Annotated in this window: 17 protein-coding genes and 1 pseudogene; 6 read left to right on the plus strand and 12 right to left on the minus strand. The window is 36.7% G+C overall.

What is annotated here, in order from left to right; all coding sequences use genetic code 11:
• Window positions 1-761 precede the first annotated feature (761 nt).
• The 7 genes and pseudogenes from BAR153v2_RS06225 to rimM form a co-directional block, all read right to left on the minus strand.
• Complete coding sequence (locus tag BAR153v2_RS06225; protein ID WP_078680753.1) at window positions 762-1,541, minus strand: succinate dehydrogenase iron-sulfur subunit; 780 nt, start codon at window positions 1,539-1,541, stop codon at window positions 762-764.
• Window positions 1,542-1,555: 14 nt separating this feature from the next.
• Entirely contained in the window at window positions 1,556-3,400 is a 1,845-nt protein-coding gene (gene sdhA / locus BAR153v2_RS06230) for a succinate dehydrogenase flavoprotein subunit (RefSeq protein WP_078680754.1), read from the minus strand.
• A 4-nt stretch (window positions 3,401-3,404) separates the two neighbouring features.
• On the minus strand, window positions 3,405-3,791 hold the full coding sequence (sdhD, locus tag BAR153v2_RS06235) for a succinate dehydrogenase, hydrophobic membrane anchor protein (RefSeq protein ID WP_078680755.1): 387 nt from the start codon (window positions 3,789-3,791) through the stop codon (window positions 3,405-3,407).
• A gap of 15 nt (window positions 3,792-3,806) precedes the next feature.
• On the minus strand, window positions 3,807-4,208 hold the full coding sequence (gene sdhC / locus BAR153v2_RS06240; RefSeq protein ID WP_078680756.1) for a succinate dehydrogenase, cytochrome b556 subunit: 402 nt from the start codon (window positions 4,206-4,208) through the stop codon (window positions 3,807-3,809).
• 732 nt (window positions 4,209-4,940) lie between these two features.
• Window positions 4,941-5,371 (minus strand): annotated as a pseudogene (gene rplS, locus BAR153v2_RS06245) (50S ribosomal protein L19).
• A 200-nt stretch (window positions 5,372-5,571) separates the two neighbouring features.
• Window positions 5,572-6,270 (minus strand): tRNA (guanosine(37)-N1)-methyltransferase TrmD, encoded by a 699-nt coding sequence (trmD, locus tag BAR153v2_RS06250; protein WP_078680757.1) that lies wholly within the window; start codon window positions 6,268-6,270, stop codon window positions 5,572-5,574.
• A gap of 42 nt (window positions 6,271-6,312) precedes the next feature.
• Complete coding sequence (gene rimM, locus BAR153v2_RS06255) at window positions 6,313-6,822, minus strand: ribosome maturation factor RimM (protein ID WP_078680758.1); 510 nt, start codon at window positions 6,820-6,822, stop codon at window positions 6,313-6,315.
• A 178-nt stretch (window positions 6,823-7,000) separates the two neighbouring features.
• Here rimM and BAR153v2_RS06260 point away from each other — a divergent pair, with 178 nt between their 5' ends.
• On the plus strand, window positions 7,001-7,819 hold the full coding sequence (locus tag BAR153v2_RS06260; RefSeq protein ID WP_078680759.1) for a SapC family protein: 819 nt from the start codon (window positions 7,001-7,003) through the stop codon (window positions 7,817-7,819).
• A 2-nt stretch (window positions 7,820-7,821) separates the two neighbouring features.
• Window positions 7,822-8,787, plus strand: coding sequence for a tyrosine recombinase XerC (locus BAR153v2_RS06265; protein WP_078680760.1), 966 nt, complete (start codon window positions 7,822-7,824; stop codon window positions 8,785-8,787).
• A gap of 26 nt (window positions 8,788-8,813) precedes the next feature.
• Here the strand turns inward: BAR153v2_RS06265 and BAR153v2_RS06270 are convergent, their stop codons facing one another.
• On the minus strand, window positions 8,814-9,092 hold the full coding sequence (locus BAR153v2_RS06270) for a BolA family transcriptional regulator (protein ID WP_078680761.1): 279 nt from the start codon (window positions 9,090-9,092) through the stop codon (window positions 8,814-8,816).
• Between the two features lie 130 nt (window positions 9,093-9,222).
• Here BAR153v2_RS06270 and BAR153v2_RS06275 point away from each other — a divergent pair, with 130 nt between their 5' ends.
• The 3 genes from BAR153v2_RS06275 (at window position 9,223) to cobT (ending at window position 12,909) form a co-directional block, all read left to right on the plus strand.
• On the plus strand, window positions 9,223-9,843 hold the full coding sequence (locus BAR153v2_RS06275) for a J domain-containing protein (RefSeq protein ID WP_078680762.1): 621 nt from the start codon (window positions 9,223-9,225) through the stop codon (window positions 9,841-9,843).
• A gap of 184 nt (window positions 9,844-10,027) precedes the next feature.
• Window positions 10,028-11,017 carry a cobaltochelatase subunit CobS gene (cobS, locus tag BAR153v2_RS06280; protein WP_078680763.1) on the plus strand — a complete coding sequence of 330 codons (990 nt, stop codon included), beginning with the start codon at window positions 10,028-10,030 and terminating at the stop codon, window positions 11,015-11,017.
• 14 nt (window positions 11,018-11,031) lie between these two features.
• A complete protein-coding gene (cobT, locus tag BAR153v2_RS06285) occupies window positions 11,032-12,909 on the plus strand; it encodes a cobaltochelatase subunit CobT (RefSeq protein WP_078680764.1) in 1,878 nt (625 codons plus the stop codon).
• A gap of 169 nt (window positions 12,910-13,078) precedes the next feature.
• Here cobT and BAR153v2_RS06290 read toward each other — a convergent pair whose 3' ends face one another.
• Window positions 13,079-13,732, minus strand: a complete 654-nt coding sequence (locus BAR153v2_RS06290; RefSeq protein ID WP_078680765.1) for a VUT family protein — start codon at window positions 13,730-13,732, stop codon at window positions 13,079-13,081.
• A 106-nt stretch (window positions 13,733-13,838) separates the two neighbouring features.
• The gene (gene rpmB / locus BAR153v2_RS06295) at window positions 13,839-14,132 is read right to left on the minus strand and encodes a 50S ribosomal protein L28 (protein WP_078680980.1); all 294 of its coding nucleotides are present in this window, start codon (window positions 14,130-14,132) and stop codon (window positions 13,839-13,841) included.
• A gap of 246 nt (window positions 14,133-14,378) precedes the next feature.
• Here rpmB and BAR153v2_RS06300 point away from each other — a divergent pair, with 246 nt between their 5' ends.
• Window positions 14,379-15,155: an SURF1 family protein gene (locus tag BAR153v2_RS06300; RefSeq protein ID WP_078680766.1), complete on the plus strand. Its 777-nt coding sequence runs from the start codon at window positions 14,379-14,381 to the stop codon at window positions 15,153-15,155.
• A 279-nt stretch (window positions 15,156-15,434) separates the two neighbouring features.
• Here the strand turns inward: BAR153v2_RS06300 and BAR153v2_RS06305 are convergent, their stop codons facing one another.
• Together BAR153v2_RS06305 and purH are read right to left on the minus strand one after the other, a co-directional pair.
• Window positions 15,435-15,587: a DUF1127 domain-containing protein gene (locus BAR153v2_RS06305; RefSeq protein WP_078680767.1), complete on the minus strand. Its 153-nt coding sequence runs from the start codon at window positions 15,585-15,587 to the stop codon at window positions 15,435-15,437.
• Between the two features lie 157 nt (window positions 15,588-15,744).
• Complete coding sequence (gene purH / locus BAR153v2_RS06310) at window positions 15,745-17,361, minus strand: bifunctional phosphoribosylaminoimidazolecarboxamide formyltransferase/IMP cyclohydrolase (RefSeq protein ID WP_078680768.1); 1,617 nt, start codon at window positions 17,359-17,361, stop codon at window positions 15,745-15,747.
• Window positions 17,362-17,424: the final 63 nt, after the last annotated feature.

The raw sequence follows: 17,424 nt of genomic DNA on the forward strand, positions 1-17,424 counted from the left end.
GAGCACTATTTACACAAACCTGGGATAATGAGTAGAAATTATAGAATGAGCGAAGACAGAAGCTAAAGCAAATGAAAGAATAGTTAAAAGTAGTCATGCGCTTAAAAATTAAACACTTGAAAAATTAAAATAAAATAACATAAAAAGTACGCGATCCTCACAAAATGAGAGGATATAAAGCGATACGAATACCCCAATCCCTTAGGACTACTGTATAAAACACAGAGATGATTGTATCTCACCATCCAACCAAAGAGAAAAACATTCTAAAATAAGAACGTTATTCTATAAACGCCAATATTATATACAACATTCGCATATAGAATGTTAATCCTCAAACCTGAAAATTTAATAGGCTAGTGTATTATACGATTAACGTATTTCAATGTAATTGATACAACATTATTGTTTAGAGCAAAAGAGTCCAGCAAGCACAATCAGCAATACTTTCTTTCTTCAAAAATCAAAACAATCTGAGAGAATCTCAACAAACTAAAGCAGATTTCACTATAAACATAGTTTCAAATACAAATTAAGCTATAAAATCTAGGGCTTCAGCATATCATTTTTAACAAATGCAAAGCTTAACTAGCAATCAATGGTATAATGACAATCTTTTGCAAACTCCCGATAACCAATTCGAAAAGAATAAACTTACAGAAAAGACTTTACACTTACGCCTCGTCTACCTTATCTACTTTCAAAATACACATATGCTAGCTACTAGCACGCACTTGTTTTCTATTTTAGCTGATCAACCTTCAAAGACGTCGTTCAACCATAAGCTTTTTAATTTCAGCAATCGCCTTAGCTGGATTTAAGCCTTTCGGGCAAGTTTGTGCACAGTTCATAATCGTGTGACACCGATAAAGCCGAAAAGGATCTTCTAAATTATCAAGGCGTTCACCGCTCATTTCATCACGAGAATCAACAATCCAGCGATAAGCCTGCAGTAAAACAGCAGGCCCTAAATAACGATCGCCGTTCCACCAATAACTTGGGCACGACGTTTGACAGCATGCACAAAGGATACACTCATAAAGACCATCAATTTTCTGACGATCAGTATAACTTTGTAGCCATTCTTTTGCAGGTTTAGGAGAAACAGTTTTTAGCCAAGGCTCAATAGTACGATGCTGTGCATAAAAATGCTTTAAATCAGGAACCAAATCTTTTATAATAGGCATAGAAGGAAGTGGATACACTTTAATTGGATGTTTAACATCATCCATGCCTTTAGTACAAGCTAATGTATTGGTTCCATCAATATTCATCGCACATGAACCGCAAATACCCTCACGACATGATCGACGAAGTGTTAAAGTTGGATCAATATGATTCTTAATAAATAGAAGTCCATCAAGAATCATCGGGCCACAAGCTGAACGATCCACATAATAAGTATCAAGATGAGGATTTTCCTCATCATCAGGTGACCAACGATAAATATGAAATTCTGTTAAGTGCGTAGCACCTTCAGGTTTAGGCCAAACTTTTCCAGTTTTAACTTGAGAATTTTTGGGAAGCCTAATTTGTACCATAACTCACTTTCCCCTTAATAAACGCGCTTCTTAGGCATAATACGCTTTAAATCTATACCACCATCCTCTTCAGGCGTTAATGGATCAACATGAACAGGACGATATGATAATGTCACCTTTCCATCCTGTGATAGATGCGAAAGTGTATGACGACGCCAATTGTTATCATCACGCTCTGGATAATCTTCTCGTGCATGAGCACCACGACTTTCCAAACGAGCAGCTGCAGAATAAACAGTCGTAATTGCATTTGCCATCAAATTTTCAAGCTCTAATGTTTCCACTAAATCAGAATTCCAAATAAGTGAACGGTCTGTTACTTTAAGGTCAGAAAGTTCATCCCAAATTTTACTTATCCGTTGACATCCTTGTTCTAAAGAATCTGCCGTACGGAATACCGCAGCATCCTCTTGCATCGCACGCTGCATTTTTTCACGCAGCATAGCTGTTGGGACCTGTCCTTGAGCAAAGCGTAAACGGTCAAAACGTGCTATAATTTCATCAACTGCTGCTTCATTAAGAACTGGAATCTCTGCATTGCGATCTATGACTTCTCCTGCACGAATTGCAGCAGCACGTCCAAAAACCACTAAATCAATCAATGAATTTGATCCTAAACGATTAGCACCATGAACAGATGCACATCCTGCCTCACCAACGGCCATCAAACCTGGTTGAACACGATCAGGAGAATCAGTTGTTGGATTTAAAACTTCCCCATAGTAGTTAGTAGGAATACCACCCATATTATAATGAACTGTTGGCAAAACAGGAATTGGCTCTTTGGTCAAGTCAACCCCTGCGAAAATTCGGGCTGATTCAGAAATCCCTGGTAAACGTTCATGCAATATAGCGGGATCAATATGATTGAGCACCAAATGAATATGATCTTTTTTCGCACCAACACCACGCCCTTCTCGAATTTCAAGTGTTATACAACGTGAAACCAAATCGCGTGAAGCTAAATCCTTAAAAGATGGTGCATAACGTTCCATAAAGCGCTCACCTTCAGAATTAACTAAATAGCCACCTTCACCACGTGCACCTTCTGTGATTAAACAACCCGAACCATAAATACCTGTAGGGTGAAATTGAACAAATTCCATATCCTGAAGTGGTAACCCAGCCCGTGCAATCATCCCGCCACCATCACCTGTACATGTATGAGCTGATGTTGCTGAAAAATAAGCCCGCCCATAACCGCCAGTTGCGAGAACAACCATCTTCGCAGAAAAACGATGAATTGTACCATCATCAAGATTCCAAGCCACAACCCCTGTACACACACCATCTGTCATAACCAAATCAAGTGCGAAATATTCGATAAAAAACTGTGCGTTATGCTTAAGGCTTTGCCCATAAAGCGTATGCAAAATCGCATGACCAGTACGATCAGCGGCCGCACAAGTGCGTTGGACTGGTGGGCCTTCACCAAACTCTGTGGTATGACCACCAAAAGGACGTTGATAAATTTTCCCTTCTTGCGTACGCGAAAAAGGAACCCCATAATGTTCTAACTCATAAACAGCTGCCGGTGCATTTCGCACTAAATATTCCATTGCATCGGTATCGCCAAGCCAATCAGATCCTTTCACCGTATCATATAAATGCCATTGCCAATTATCAGGCCCCATATTTGACAAAGATGCTGCAATACCGCCTTGCGCTGCAACTGTGTGTGATCGAGTTGGAAAAACTTTTGTGATACATGCTGTTCTCAAGCCTTGCTCAGCCATACCAAGGGTTGCACGTAAACCAGCTCCCCCAGCACCAATAACTACAACATCAAATTTATGATCTACATAGCTATACGCAGCACGCCCCACTCTAGCACCTAGAGATGATATTGCACTCACCATATTGTTAAGCCCCTAATGCGATTTTTAAAAGGGCAAACATCATTATACTGCCCAGAAGAAAACAAAATAAAATATTCAATACTAAAAAGAATATTCGCATACCTTCATTTGGAATATAATCTTCAATAACGACCTGCATACCAAGTTTCATGTAATAAAGACTTGAAAAAATAATCAACCCCATCAAAACTGCAACTATGGGATGTGAAAATCTCGAATAAACAACACTGTAATCCTTTCCCACGCATGACATAACAAGAATAATAAAAAATGTCCAAAGAAGCACATTAGCAAAACTTACCAGATTCTCTAACCAAAAATGCTCTGTTCCCGTATGTGCACTGCCGAAGCCACGCACTTTTCCAAGTTCTGTTCGCAAATCTTTTTCCATTTTTTCTACACCTAGCTAAACAACACCATACCCAATGATCCAAATTGCAATTGTGACAATAAGAGAAATAAAAACTGTAGCCCAAGCAGTTGAGGTTGCTTTTTCTTTGGCTAAACAACGAGGATTCATATTCCAAACAATATGGCGAATACATCCAACCATATGATGAACTCCAGCCAATGTATAGAAAAATAAAAGACAAAGCCCAGGAAAAGATCTATAAATCTGGTTAACCATTTTGAACGTATCAGCACCACAAGCAATTGAAACTAACCAAAGAGCCAAAAAACACATTCCAAAATACAGCACTATACCAGTGATACGATGTGCTATCGAAATTGCCATAGTAATTGACCAACGATAAACACTCAGATGAGGAGAACGAGGGCGATCTTTTGTTGTGGTTGTCTCTATCATAAAAACATCCTGACCTGGCTTTCACTGCAACTTTACTACTACGAGGAAATCCACGCAAAATTATTCAGTGCACGATTATTTCAACTTGTTCAGTCCTAAGGAACTAACATTACAGGTCGGTTATTAAAATGACGGATTAAAGGTCGCGCATAAAAAAACCGATTTGTTATACAGCCATAGACTATAAAACTTTCTTTGTTTAATACAATTTTATCTTCACGTCAAAGGTTTAACATCATTTCTTAAATATAAATATATTTTTTACATATATTTCACTCTACTCTTACTTAAGATCAGCAGGTATATTTTATAATAAGTATGATTGTGACTTTTTAAAAATGCATTTTTTTAAGGTTTTATGACAAATTAGCCGTTCTTTATAATCCAATATCGAACATTTATGCCCTTACCAACTTTATTGAGTAAAAACTGATAAGACCCTTCGCCTGCTATATGCATCATGCGCTCTTCTAAAATTTGAGCTTAAATTTAAATTATTGTCGCTGAAAATATTAAATTTTTATCTATCTTAGTATAATCTCTCATTAAAAATTCTTAAGTTTTCTATTTTCACAAAATACATTCTTCTGTAAATGTTCTTTTTCATGAGAAAATAATAATAAAAAATAAAAGAGGCATTTTTATCCTTTTTTTATCTTAACTATTAAAATAAAAAAGCAGCCTTACAGTTGCATTGTTTAATAAATCTGATTCATATAAATACTAAGCAATTCACTCTGAGACAACATTGTCCGCAATAACTATCTCTTCTATTTTTGGGGCACTTTTTTCATCTTTTTTACGGGACTCTCTCTTTTCAGCGATACGCGCTGCTTTCCCTCTGAGACCACGGAGGTAGTATAGCTTTGCACGACGAACTTTCCCCGACGAACAAGCTCAACACCTTCAATTAAAGGAGAATAAACTGGAAATACACGTTCAACTCCTTCGCCATAAGAAATTTTGCGTACTGTAAAAGTTTCATTTAAACCACCTCCTGAACGAGCGATACAAATTCCTTCATAAGCCTGAATACGAGTCCGTGTACCCTCTGTCACACGAACCATCACACGGACTGTATCACCAACCTGAAATATAGGAAGTTGACGTTTTGCTTCAATTTTTGCGCACTGTTCAGCCTCAAGCTGTGCTATAATATTCATCTTTTTATCCTTCGTGTTCTCTTCGAACAATTAGAGCACTCAACCCTCACCAAAAAATTTTAAAATATTCTTTAGGCTATGTCGGATATAGAAAGCGAATACACCATTACTTAATTTCGGGATACACACTTAAACTTAGAATATACAGAAAATTTCTTTGAAGAAAATCGTTTTACTAGTATATTATTTTTTGAGATAAATCAAGCTTTCTGATGTTTTTTATTATAAAGAGCATAAAGATCAGGACGACGTCGATGCGTGAGCAATTCAGCTTGTTCTCGCCGCCAATCAGCAATAGCTTTATGATGACCCGATGTTAGAACCGAAGGAATGCTTCGTCCTTCAAAAACAAGAGGACGTGTATATTGTGGATACTCAAGTAAACCATTTTCAAAACTTTCACACTCTGCAGAAATCTTATTGCCTATCACACCGGGTAAAAGCCGTATAATTGCATCCAACAAAACAAGAGAAGCAACTTCTCCTCCTGAAAGAATATAATCACCAATAGAAATCTCTTCTAATTGCCGTGCCTCAATGATACGCTCATCTACCCCCTCAAAACGCCCACAAATCAGTGTTACCCCTGACCCAACCGCTAAAGAACGCGCATAAGCTTGATCAAAAGGTCGTCCACGTGGACTGAGTAATAATCTTGGTGTATCCAATGGACAACTATCAATTGCTGCTGCTAGTACATCAGCGCGCATTACCATCCCTGCACCACCACCAGCTGGTGTATCATCAACACTATGGTGTTTATCTAAAGTGAAATCTCGAATTTGTAATGTATTTAGTGACCATATTCCTTGCTTTAAAGCCCGTCCTGCTAAAGAATATCCTAAAATTCCTGGAAACATTTCAGGATAAAGTGTTAAAATACGTGCATGAAATCCCATATTGATAAACCTTCATCTCTTCCTTATCTATGCACATTACTCTTAACCATGAGACAAACCAGCAGCTATTGGATCCACAATAAGAAAACCAGAAGAAACACAAATTTTTGGGACAACTGCCTTGCTAAAAGAAATAAGAACCTTTTTACCAGAAACCAACTGTATTTCCATTAAATCACCAGCACCAAAATTAAAGAAACCACTCACTTTGCCTAGAAGTTGTTTTGCACAATTATAAACACAGAGACCTATCAAATCTATTTGATAAAATTCATCTTCAACCAAATCATCGGCCAATTGACTTCTTTCAACATAAAGTTTGATCCCCCTTAAAGCTTCTGCAGCACTACGCTCTTCTATTCCTTTAAAATGTATAATTGCATTATTCTTTTGTACACGAAATGTAACAACTTCATAAGAACGCCCTGTTTCATCATAAAAAACACTATAACCTTTTAAACTATGAGGCTTAGTACTTAATGCTTTAATAAAAACATCTCCCTTAATTCCATGCGCTGCACCAATAATGGCAAGATATACTTTCTTTTTCATAATTTTTCCATTACACTTCTTATTATTAAATTTTTTTCCTTATTAAAAAGAAAGAATCATTATAAACTTAAAGATCTCATTTATCCTGTAATTCGCATTCGATATTGTTGCCACATAAAATCTTCTAAAAAAGTTCATTTTGGTGACAAAATAGGAATTAATCATAAGGAGGATTGTTATGGCAAATGTCATGTTATTTTATAAAAACGTTATTCCACTTAACAAAGTTACTCATAAAAACCTCAAATTTACCCCACCAGGTGATATGTCTTTTGCACAGGGTACCCATTGGATTCCTTTAGCCAGTGCTGAATATTTCCAAGCCGCTATAGATTATCCTATTCTATTTATGAGTGCACAAGATGAACAGAAAAAACGCCATTATACATCCGTTGCACTCGTAGGTCTTTCTAATAACGACAATGATTACATTTCTGCCGATAAACAGTGGAAAAAAGATACTTATATTCCTGCTTTTGTGCGTCGTTATCCTTTTGTTCTTGCAAAAATGCAAAATGAAAAAGAACTCTCTGTTTGCTTTGATCAACAATCAGGTATGTTTAATGAAATCTCAGGAAAAGATCTTTTCAATTCAGACGGATCTATTGCACCCTTTATGGAAGAATGTATTAACTTTCTCGAAAGTTTTAAAATCAGTATGGAAAAAACCGCTGAATTTATCGATACTCTTGTAGAAATGAATCTTTTATGTCAAAAATCGATTAATGTAAAGAATGACAAAGGAGTATCAGCGCAATTAGAAGACTTTTGGATGGTTGATGAAGAAAAACTTAACAAACTATTTGCTCACCAACTTGCTAAATTGCATAAAAATGGTTTTCTAGGATGGATTTTTGCACATCTTATGTCAATGAATAACCTCTTAAAAATTCTTTCTGTGAAAAGCGAGAACCGACTCCCTAGTGAAAAGCTTAAAAAGCAAAATAGTCAAGAAAATGAAATAAAGCCTAAAAAAAAGAAAAGCACCCTTAATTAAAAATGCTCCTCGAATGTGATAGTAAAAATGAAATAGTTCCTCTAATTCCAGCTGATCATACTCTTCTCATTGCGAGGAAGAATTGGCTGGATCATCTTACACAAACACGTAGAATGGCTGTTCATACAGTTGTTGCTTATGAACGTGATACAAGGCAATTTTTATTTTTTCTTTGTAAACATTTAGGATATCAACCAACTCTCAACGATCTAGCTGATTTGCGTGTAGCTGATTTGCGCGCTTATTTAGCTTATCGTCGAACACAAAACATAAATGCTCGCTCTTTAAGTCGGAACATGGCGAGCTTACGTTCTTTTTTCAACTATTTATCCCGTGAACAACTTGTTAATGTCCCTGCTGCAAAACTTGTACGAACACCAAAATATCCAAAATCATTACCAAAATCTTTGACCATAGAATCAGCACTCCGTATAGTGAGAGAAGACAATCAACAAGAAACTGAGCCCTGGATTATTGCTCGTAACACCGCTATCTTGATCCTTCTTTATGGTTGTGGAATGCGAATATCAGAAGCTTTAGCACTCACTCCAGAAAAATTTTCTGATCCCAATATAAAAAGCTTACCTATCACTGGGAAAGGAGGGAAAACGCGCCTTATTCCACTGATACCAATTGCTCATACAGCAATAAAGAATTATCTTAAATGCTGTCCTTATCCTTTAGTAAACAATCAGCCAATATTCCGTGGTGTCCGGGGAAAACCTCTACAACCCGCTATTATTCAACGAACTGTTCAAAACTTACGGGCTCATCTTGGCTTACCAGAAACAACCACACCACATGCATTACGTCATTCTTTTGCTACCCATCTTTTATCACGGGGAGGAGATTTACGCACTATTCAAGAACTTCTCGGCCATGCTTGCTTATCCACAACACAAATCTACACCCATATTGATACAAATCATTTATTAGAAATTTACCAAAAAGCACATCCACGTGCCTAAAAACTTTTGAACTGAGAAAAAACATGTTAAATACTTTCAATCTCAAGCGCTAAAGCATGAATGTTTGTTGCCAACTCTTGCTGTAAAACTTTATAAATCGCCCGATGTATTTCTACACGCTTCATACCAGAAAAAGAAGAAGAAAGCATTTTCACACGGAAATGTGTTTCCCCCTTACCATCAAAAGCATATTCGTCATGAGAATGACCTGCATGAAGATGGCTTTCATTAATTATTTCAAGCTTTTGCGGCAAGAAAGCATCACGCAGTTTTGTTTCAATGATTGTATAAACCGTACAAGACATCTTTTTCCCTTCACAAAAATGGATATTGCAGCTAATTTTTCAATACAAACTTTAAGAGAATTAAGTGTGGAAATAAATTTTTTACAAGTCAATTCTTATCAAAAAGATCGATCTTGCATAAGGCAAAAATATGACAACAACATCTAAATTATTCGACTCAATTCGTATTAGCTCAAACAAAAACAAACAGAGTCAATTACAAATACAACAATGCCAATGGGAAGGATGCGAAAAAACAGGAGCACATAAAGCACCAGCAGGACGAAATCATGAAGGCCAATATCTATATTTTTGTATTGAACATATTCGTGCTTATAATAAAAATTTTAATTATTTCTCAGGTCTCAGCGATAAAGACATTGCGAAGTTTCAAAAAGATTCTCTTACAGGACATCGGCCAACATGGTCTGCAAGCCTTAATAACAGCACGGCAAAAAAAACAGCTTCCGATTATGCAAAAATCAGATCCGGAACTGCTGCTTACCAAAATCGTATGCGTGATCCATTTAAACTTTTTACCCAACGACACTCAAAGAGTCCGGATACACGAAAACTAAAACCTTTGGAAGCCAAAGCTTTTGAGACTTTGGGATTACAAGAAAATGCTTCAGCTGAAGATATCAAGACAAAATATAAGGAGCTTGTTAAAAAACATCACCCTGATGCTAATGGTGGGAATCGTTCTTCAGAAGAACGTTTTCGTAATGTACTTCATGCCTATAATTTACTGAAAAAATCTGGCAGATGCTAAAATCTATATTCAAATACTCCATTCTATTGTTCAATTATTAAATATTTAAGATTTTTGAAAAATATCATGCAACACAGCATCTCTTTTATAGCTAATCTCTTTTACCATTAGAGCATTTGCATAAGTGATCCATGTTCTATATTGTTTGGCAACAAAATAATAAACAGCGAATATCTTTCCCAAAATGACGACAAAAACAAATCTTACAGTCTCAAATATGCCTGACACAACAGTCTGGGCTCAGGATGTATTTAATATCGATACTGAAATGAAAGTGCCTGCTTTTAGCACAAAAAGCTTTCATGTTCCTGATATAGATCCTGATTATCTTTTTGATCAACAAACAACTTTAGCACTTTTGGCAGGTTTCGCTTTTAACCGACGTGTTATGATATCCGGCTATCATGGAACAGGAAAATCAACGCATATTGAACAAGTTGCTGCACGTCTTAATTGGCCTTGTATTCGAATTAATCTTGATGGACATATTAGTCGCATTGATTTAATCGGAAAAGATGCTATCGTCTTGAAAGAGGGCTTACAAATCACCGAATTTAAAGATGGTATTTTGCCATGGGCTTATCAAAATAATATTGCTCTCATTTTTGACGAATATGATGCAGGACGACCAGATGTTATGTTTGTCATCCAGCGACTGCTTGAATCTTCTGGACGCCTTAGTTTACTTGATCAAAACCGCGTTATTACTCCTCATCCAGCATTTCGACTTTTTGCAACAGCAAATACTATTGGTCTTGGCGATACAACAGGGCTGTATCATGGTACCCAACAAATCAATCAAGCTCAAATGGATCGTTGGTCAATTGTAACAATATTAAATTATTTACCTCATGATAAAGAAGTTGATATTATTTGCTCGAAGGTAAAATATTTCCAAACTACTGAGGGTAAAAAAACTATCTCACAAATGGTACATGTTGCTGATATGGTGCGCAAAGCTTTTATGAATGGAGATATTTCTACAGTTATGAGCCCGCGTACCGTTATAACTTGGGCAGAAAATACCACAATTTTTCAAAATATTGGTTTTGCTTTCCGTTTAACTTTCCTCAATAAATGTGACGAACTTGAAAGAGCAACTGTTGCAGAATTTTATCAACGCGCCTTTGGAAATGAGCTTCCTGAATCATTTATTCATCAGGTCTTGCCTTAAGGAATGCGTCAATCATGACTGCAAAAGTAGGCGATAACAGTAAAAATTCAGCAAAACATTCTTCTAATAGCGACTTTGATATTGAAACTTTTAAAAGAGCCATTTCTACTTGTATTCGTGCTATTGCTAACACACGCGAACTTAACGTTATGTTTAGTCATAACAAGCCATCATTAAGCAAGAATTGTGCGCGTTTACCAGAATTACCTCAACAAATAACAGATAAAAATATAGCTGTTACTCGTGGATTAGGCGATTCTATGGCACTACGCAAAGCATGGCATGATAAGCATATTCATACCCAGTTTGCCCCGACAGAACCAGAAGCACGAGCTATTTTTGATACACTTGAACAAACACGTATTGAAGCAATTGGCACTTTAACAATGAAAGGAATCGCACAAAATATTGAGATAATGCTCGCTGATAAATATAAAAAAGCCCGTTATCAAATGATTAGGAATCAAAATGAAGCTCCTTTTCAAGAAGCGATTGCGCTTTTATTGCGTGAAAAAATAACAAAACGCCTTCCCCCACGAGAAGCCGGGCTCGTCTTAGAGTTATGGCGTCAGTCAATAGAAAAAAAAGTCGCAAGGGAATTACATGAACTAACAATTCATGTTTATAACCAAAAGGTTTTCGCACAGATAGCGCGTCAAATGCTCGTTGTACTCGAAATGGCTAATCCATTAAAAGTAAACTCTGATAATCAAATTTCTAAAAAACAAAAAAACAACCACGATACGCAAAATCAAACAGAAGAAGAAAGTGCCAAGGAAAAAAAATCTCAAAGTGACAAACAAAAAACAACCGAACAAAGTAACGATGCACAAAATAAAGGAAAAGAAAAAGCCATTCAGTCAAATAATAATGACATACCTAAAGACGAACAAGAGAATTCTCAACAAAACAAATCAAGAAAATCAAAATACTTTCTTAATGCTTCTCAGAAAATGGAAAATTTAGCCGATTATAAAATTTTTACCCATGAATTTGATACTATTTTGGATGCAACTCATTTTTGTTCTGCAACAGAGTTAGACCATTTACGTCATTATCTTGATCAACAATTAAATCATCTCCAAAGCATTGTTGGACGCCTAGCAAACCGACTCCAACGCCGCCTCATGGCACAACAAAACCGTGCTTGGAATTTCGATCTCGAAGAAGGTTATCTTGACACAACACGCCTTCCACGCCTCATTATTGATCCAATGCACCCGCCTTCTTTTAAAATGGAATGTGAAACACAATTTCGTGATACAGTTGTTTCGCTGCTTATTGATAATTCAGGATCCATGCGAGAACGCCCCATTACCGTTGCAGCAAGTTGTGCTGATATTTTAGCACAAACTCTTGAACGTTGTGGAGTCAAAGTAGAAATTTTAGGTTTCACCACAAAAGCTTGGAAAGGAGGACAATCGCGCGAAAAGTGGATCAATCAAAATAAACCCTCTCATCCAGGGCGCTTGAATGACTTGTGCCATATTATTTATAAAAGTGCTGATACACCATGGCGCCGCGCTCGACGCAATTTGGGCTTAATGCTACAAGAAGGATTACTGAAAGAAAATATCGATGGAGAAGCCCTCATTTGGGCGCATCAGCGCCTTATATCACGCTATGAAAATCGTCGAATATTGATAGTTATTTCTGATGGTGCTCCTGTTGACGATTCAACTCTTTCTGTTAATCCCAGTAATTATCTGGACAAACATTTGCGTGCTGTGATTCAAGAAATTCAAGCGAACTCCCCTGTAGAACTCATCGCTATCGGTATAGGCCATGATGTAACACGTTATTATCAACGCGCTGTAACAATCATCAATGCCGAAGAGTTAGCGAATGCCATAACAAAACAGCTTATAGCACTCTTTAATAAGAATCCTTAATTTTTAGAACAGAATTTGAAGAGATAAAGACTCCAACCAACCCATTGAACCCTGCATAAATACTATTACACGTCAGCTTTTGCCAAGAATAGAAAGAAAAATCTTTCTATTTTGTAGCATAATATAATAAATATCGTTATTCTGAATAAACAAAAGATATCTTTTCTTCTCAACGCCCTTGATAAAAAGGAGTCCGAAAACTCTTCAAAATTACTCCATAAGGCACAAGCATAAATAGGCTCATAATAATTTTTATTGAAAAATCACCAAAAGCAAGTGAAAACCAAACAGGAATTTCAATACCTATGAAAATAATACTGTCAATAATAGAACCATCAGAATCGTCAACCAATTGATCGATAAAGGAAAAACTGCTTGCGAAAGCAAGAGAAAAAAACAAAATTGTATCTAAAGCTGAACCAACTAATGCTGCTATTAAAGGTGCTTTCCACCATGTTTTACGACGCAAAGGTGTGAAGACTATTATATCAAGTAATTGCCCAAATAAAAACGCTGTACTAGAAGCAATTGCGAGACGTGGTGTAGCTAATATCCAAGAAATAAAAGCAGCAGAAATAAAACCAACATACACAACACGCCTTGCTGCATACGGACCATAAAAACGGTTGGTCAAATCATTAATTAAAAAAGAAAAGGGATATGTAAAAGCTCCATAGGTTAATAGCGCATCCAAATCAAATAAGCCAACAGGATATTGAACCAAAATATTGGAAGCAACTACCGCAACACACATTGCAAAGCTTGCAAAAAAAAGATGACTCCTCTCTTTTTGTGCAGCTAAAGATTTATATGTTGAAGACATTTTTTTTACCTAGGGAATAGAATCAAAATATTGGATCTAAATAGTCAAACCCTTTCTTTCCCTAAACGAAAGTAAACATTCTGCAGCAAAACTAAAGAATAAAGAATTAAGCAACTTTTTCAGCTTTTTTTTTCATAATCTGACGTTTTAATAAACGCCCACGCTGTGATAGTTCTTTATCATCAGCTTTAATCAAAAAATTATCAAGACCACCACGATGCTCAACCGAACGTAAAGCACTTGCAGAAACACGCAAACGATAACTTTGCTGAAGCAATTCCGAGATCAATGTCACATTGCAAAGATTTGGTAAAAAACGACGACGGGTTTTATTATTCGCATGGCTGACATTATTGCCATACTGAACTGCTTTTCCTGTCAATTCGCAGGCACGAGACATAGATTTCACCTTTAAATTTAAGAAATTCCAAACTCCAATACCAGAAAAATAAAATGGATGCAAACAACAAATCCACCCATCACCTTGAACGAGCATTATTGGAGAACCGAATTTATAAGTTATTGGCTATAAAAGTCAAGCCTTTTAGAGATATTTTCACCCCTTTATCAGTTATTTTATCATTTTTCGGATAAAAGCCTATAAAATACTTTCTTTTAGCTTCTTTCATGTTAAAAGGCCCTTATCATGGTTACACTGAATCATTCTAAAATAAACCTCCAACGCAAAAGCATCCGTCTTGTTTCTGTTCTATTGAGCATTTTATGGGTATTTCTGTTTGTTGTCTTTAGTGCATTAGGCGTATGGCAACTACAACGGCTAAAATGGAAAACAAATCTTATTACTAGTGCTAATCAACGTATTCATCTCACACCTATCAAAGCACCACCTTACAACCAATGGCCGAATATTACTTTTAATAAAGATGAATATCGTCCCGTCACAATCACTGGGAAACTGCTTACAAACAAAAATATTTTCGTAACCGCTGTTACACAAAATACCACTGGTTATTGGGTTTTAACTCCTTTAAAAACAACCGATGATACAGTAACTTTTGTCAATCGTGGTTTTATTCCTATGGAAGCACGTCATCAATTTGAACAAGAAGAAAAAAACGCTTCGCTTGATAACAATCAAGCACATACTCTGGATCAGACCACAATTACTGGCCTTTTACGGATGAGTGAAAAAAATGGGGTTTTTCCACGCAAAAACAAACCTGACCAAAATTTATGGCATACACGCGAACTCCCCGCTATGGCCCAAAAACTAAACCTTTCTCCTGTTGCTCCCTATTTTATTGATGCTCAATTACAAACAGTTCCACAAGAAAATCTTCCCATTCCTGGCCTGACTGTTGTGCAATTTCATAATAACCACTTAACATATGCTATAACATGGTTTATTTTAGCTGCTGGTGTTTTAGGGACATCTCTTCTTCTGCTACGATATAAAAACTGAAAAGAGTAAAAAACTCTCCTCCCTTATACCCTTCCTAAACGCAGGGACTTAATTCTTATTCTCAAACTATACTTAACACTTCTCGAGAGCAGAACAAATGACAGCTTATTTTTCTGTTTTTCCGTTATATTCCCTCCCTAGAGGATAACATACTGCACCCTCTAGACTAGCAGAAAATAATGTCTTTCTTTAAGATTTACTGAAAACACTATAAACACAAAAACCGCTCTTTAAAACGCTAGACGATTTCATAAACTATGTTTTTATCAAATAATAATATTACAATGATTTACGGGAAGAACGCCATGCAACCGAATTAATATCAGCACGATTAATGCCAAGATCACTAAGCTCATATGTCGAAAGACTACTTAACGCATTAATCGTCCGACGATAACGACGCCACTGACTATAAGAACGGAAAATATTCATACTTTTCACCAAACCGTTATATTAAATTCCTAAGCAAATAAGATAAAACAAATTACAAAAATGAGGAGTGTTATAATTGCATAACTGATTTGCATTTATAACACAGAAGCATGTTTTTCTTATTTTTGAGAATAAAAAATAAAGAAAGATTACAAATTTAGTGGCGAAAATGTCTCACTCCTGTAAAAACCATTGCTAGATCATGTTCATTGGCTGCTGCGATAACTTCCTCATCGCGTATCGATCCACCTGGTTGAATAACCGCTGTTGCACCAGCTTCAATCACGGATAGCAAGCCATCTGCAAAGGGGAAAAATGCATCTGATGCAACAACAGATCCCTTGGTTAAAGATTCTGTTAAGTTCATTTTTTGCGCACTTTCTTTAGCCTTACGCGCTGCAATTCTTGCCGAATCGATACGACTCATTTGACCGGCTCCAATCCCAACTGTTGCGTTATTTTTTGCATAAACAATAGCGTTTGATTTGACGTGTTTAACAACACGAAAAGCAAATTTAAGATCACGTAATTCATCTTGGCTTGGCGCTCGTTTTGTTACTATTTGCAATTCAAGATCATCAACAACTGCATTATCGCGCGTCTGCACTAATAGTCCTCCTGAAAGTGTTTTAGCAACGAACCCGTTATCACGTGGATCAGGCATTCCTCCTGTTATCAATAAACGAAGATTTTTTTTCTGAGCAATGATTTCACGTGCAGGCATTGTAGCATCAGGAGTAATAATCACTTCAGTGAAAATTTTAATAATCTCTTCTGCACAGGCTTCATCAAGAGGCCGATTTAAAGCAATAATACCACCAAATGCTGAAATATTATCACACGCCAAAGCTTTCAAATAAGCCTCTTTTAAATTCTGCCCTTCTGCAACACCACAGGGATTAGCATGTTTAATAATAGCAACAGCAGCGCTTTTTTGAGAATTAAATTCTGAGACAAGTTCGAATGCCATATCGGTATCATTTATATTATTGTAAGAAAGTTTTTTTCCTTGCAAAAGTGTCGCAGTAGCAACACCAAAACGTTTATCACCAGAGAGATAAAATGCCGCTTTTTGATGTGGATTTTCTCCATAGCGCATCACACTTTCAAGATGACCAGAAAAACTCTGCCAAGACGGTGCTTGAATCTTTAAATCTTTTGCAAACCAAGCTGCTATCGCAGCGTCATAAGCAGCTGTACGCTCATAAGCATGTGTTGCTAATTGACGCCGCAATAAAAAGCTTAAACACCCATCATGCTGCTTTAATTCATCCATGACTAATGCATAATCACAAACTGCTGTCACAACGCCAATATAAGCGTGATTCTTAGCCGCCGCACGGATCATTGCGGGTCCACCAATATCAATATTTTCAAGAATTGTCTGCGAATCTACCCCCAACCGAGCAGTTTCTTCAAAGGGATAAAGATTAACAACGAGAAGATCAATTTCATTGATACCATGCTGTTCCATAGCAGCCCTATGGTGTGGATCGTCTCTTATTCCTAATAAAGCACCATGAACCAAAGGATGGAGTGTTTTAACGCGTCCATCCATTATTTCTGGAAACCCTGTAATATCAGAAACATCGATGACAGGTAATCCGGCAGCACTTAATTCTTTGGAGGTTCCTCCCGTTGAAATTAACTCAATTCCATAAGCATGCAGTGTTTGCGCAAACTCAATCAAACCAGTTTTATCAGAGACAGAAAGAAGAGCACGACGAATGTGACGAAGATCGACCGTAGAAAATTGTTTTGCAATAACAACCATAATAGAAATCCTAAAATAAAATGGCTAAAATTCAAAAAAAGCCACTATGGATATAGCATAAGC

Origin of the sequence: Bartonella sp. AR 15-3, from assembly GCF_002022445.1 — a bacterium.
Taxonomy (GTDB): Bacteria; Pseudomonadota; Alphaproteobacteria; order Rhizobiales; family Rhizobiaceae; genus Bartonella.

Coding starts and splice junctions, on each gene's coding strand:
- BAR153v2_RS06225 (WP_078680753.1), bottom strand. CDS start 1,541: ATGGTACAAATTAGGCTTCCCAAAAATTCTCAAGTTAAAACTGGAAAA.
- sdhA (WP_078680754.1), bottom strand. CDS start 3,400: ATGGTGAGTGCAATATCATCTCTAGGTGCTAGAGTGGGGCGTGCTGCG.
- sdhD (WP_078680755.1), bottom strand. CDS start 3,791: ATGGAAAAAGATTTGCGAACAGAACTTGGAAAAGTGCGTGGCTTCGGC.
- sdhC (WP_078680756.1), bottom strand. CDS start 4,208: ATGATAGAGACAACCACAACAAAAGATCGCCCTCGTTCTCCTCATCTG.
- trmD (WP_078680757.1), bottom strand. CDS start 6,270: ATGGGATTTCATGCACGTATTTTAACACTTTATCCTGAAATGTTTCCA.
- rimM (WP_078680758.1), bottom strand. CDS start 6,822: ATGAAAAAGAAAGTATATCTTGCCATTATTGGTGCAGCGCATGGAATT.
- BAR153v2_RS06260 (WP_078680759.1), top strand. CDS start 7,001: ATGGCAAATGTCATGTTATTTTATAAAAACGTTATTCCACTTAACAAA.
- BAR153v2_RS06265 (WP_078680760.1), top strand. CDS start 7,822: ATGCTCCTCGAATGTGATAGTAAAAATGAAATAGTTCCTCTAATTCCA.
- BAR153v2_RS06270 (WP_078680761.1), bottom strand. CDS start 9,092: ATGTCTTGTACGGTTTATACAATCATTGAAACAAAACTGCGTGATGCT.
- BAR153v2_RS06275 (WP_078680762.1), top strand. CDS start 9,223: ATGACAACAACATCTAAATTATTCGACTCAATTCGTATTAGCTCAAAC.
- cobS (WP_078680763.1), top strand. CDS start 10,028: ATGACGACAAAAACAAATCTTACAGTCTCAAATATGCCTGACACAACA.
- cobT (WP_078680764.1), top strand. CDS start 11,032: ATGACTGCAAAAGTAGGCGATAACAGTAAAAATTCAGCAAAACATTCT.
- BAR153v2_RS06290 (WP_078680765.1), bottom strand. CDS start 13,732: ATGTCTTCAACATATAAATCTTTAGCTGCACAAAAAGAGAGGAGTCAT.
- rpmB (WP_078680980.1), bottom strand. CDS start 14,132: ATGTCTCGTGCCTGCGAATTGACAGGAAAAGCAGTTCAGTATGGCAAT.
- BAR153v2_RS06300 (WP_078680766.1), top strand. CDS start 14,379: ATGGTTACACTGAATCATTCTAAAATAAACCTCCAACGCAAAAGCATC.
- BAR153v2_RS06305 (WP_078680767.1), bottom strand. CDS start 15,587: ATGAATATTTTCCGTTCTTATAGTCAGTGGCGTCGTTATCGTCGGACG.
- purH (WP_078680768.1), bottom strand. CDS start 17,361: ATGGTTGTTATTGCAAAACAATTTTCTACGGTCGATCTTCGTCACATT.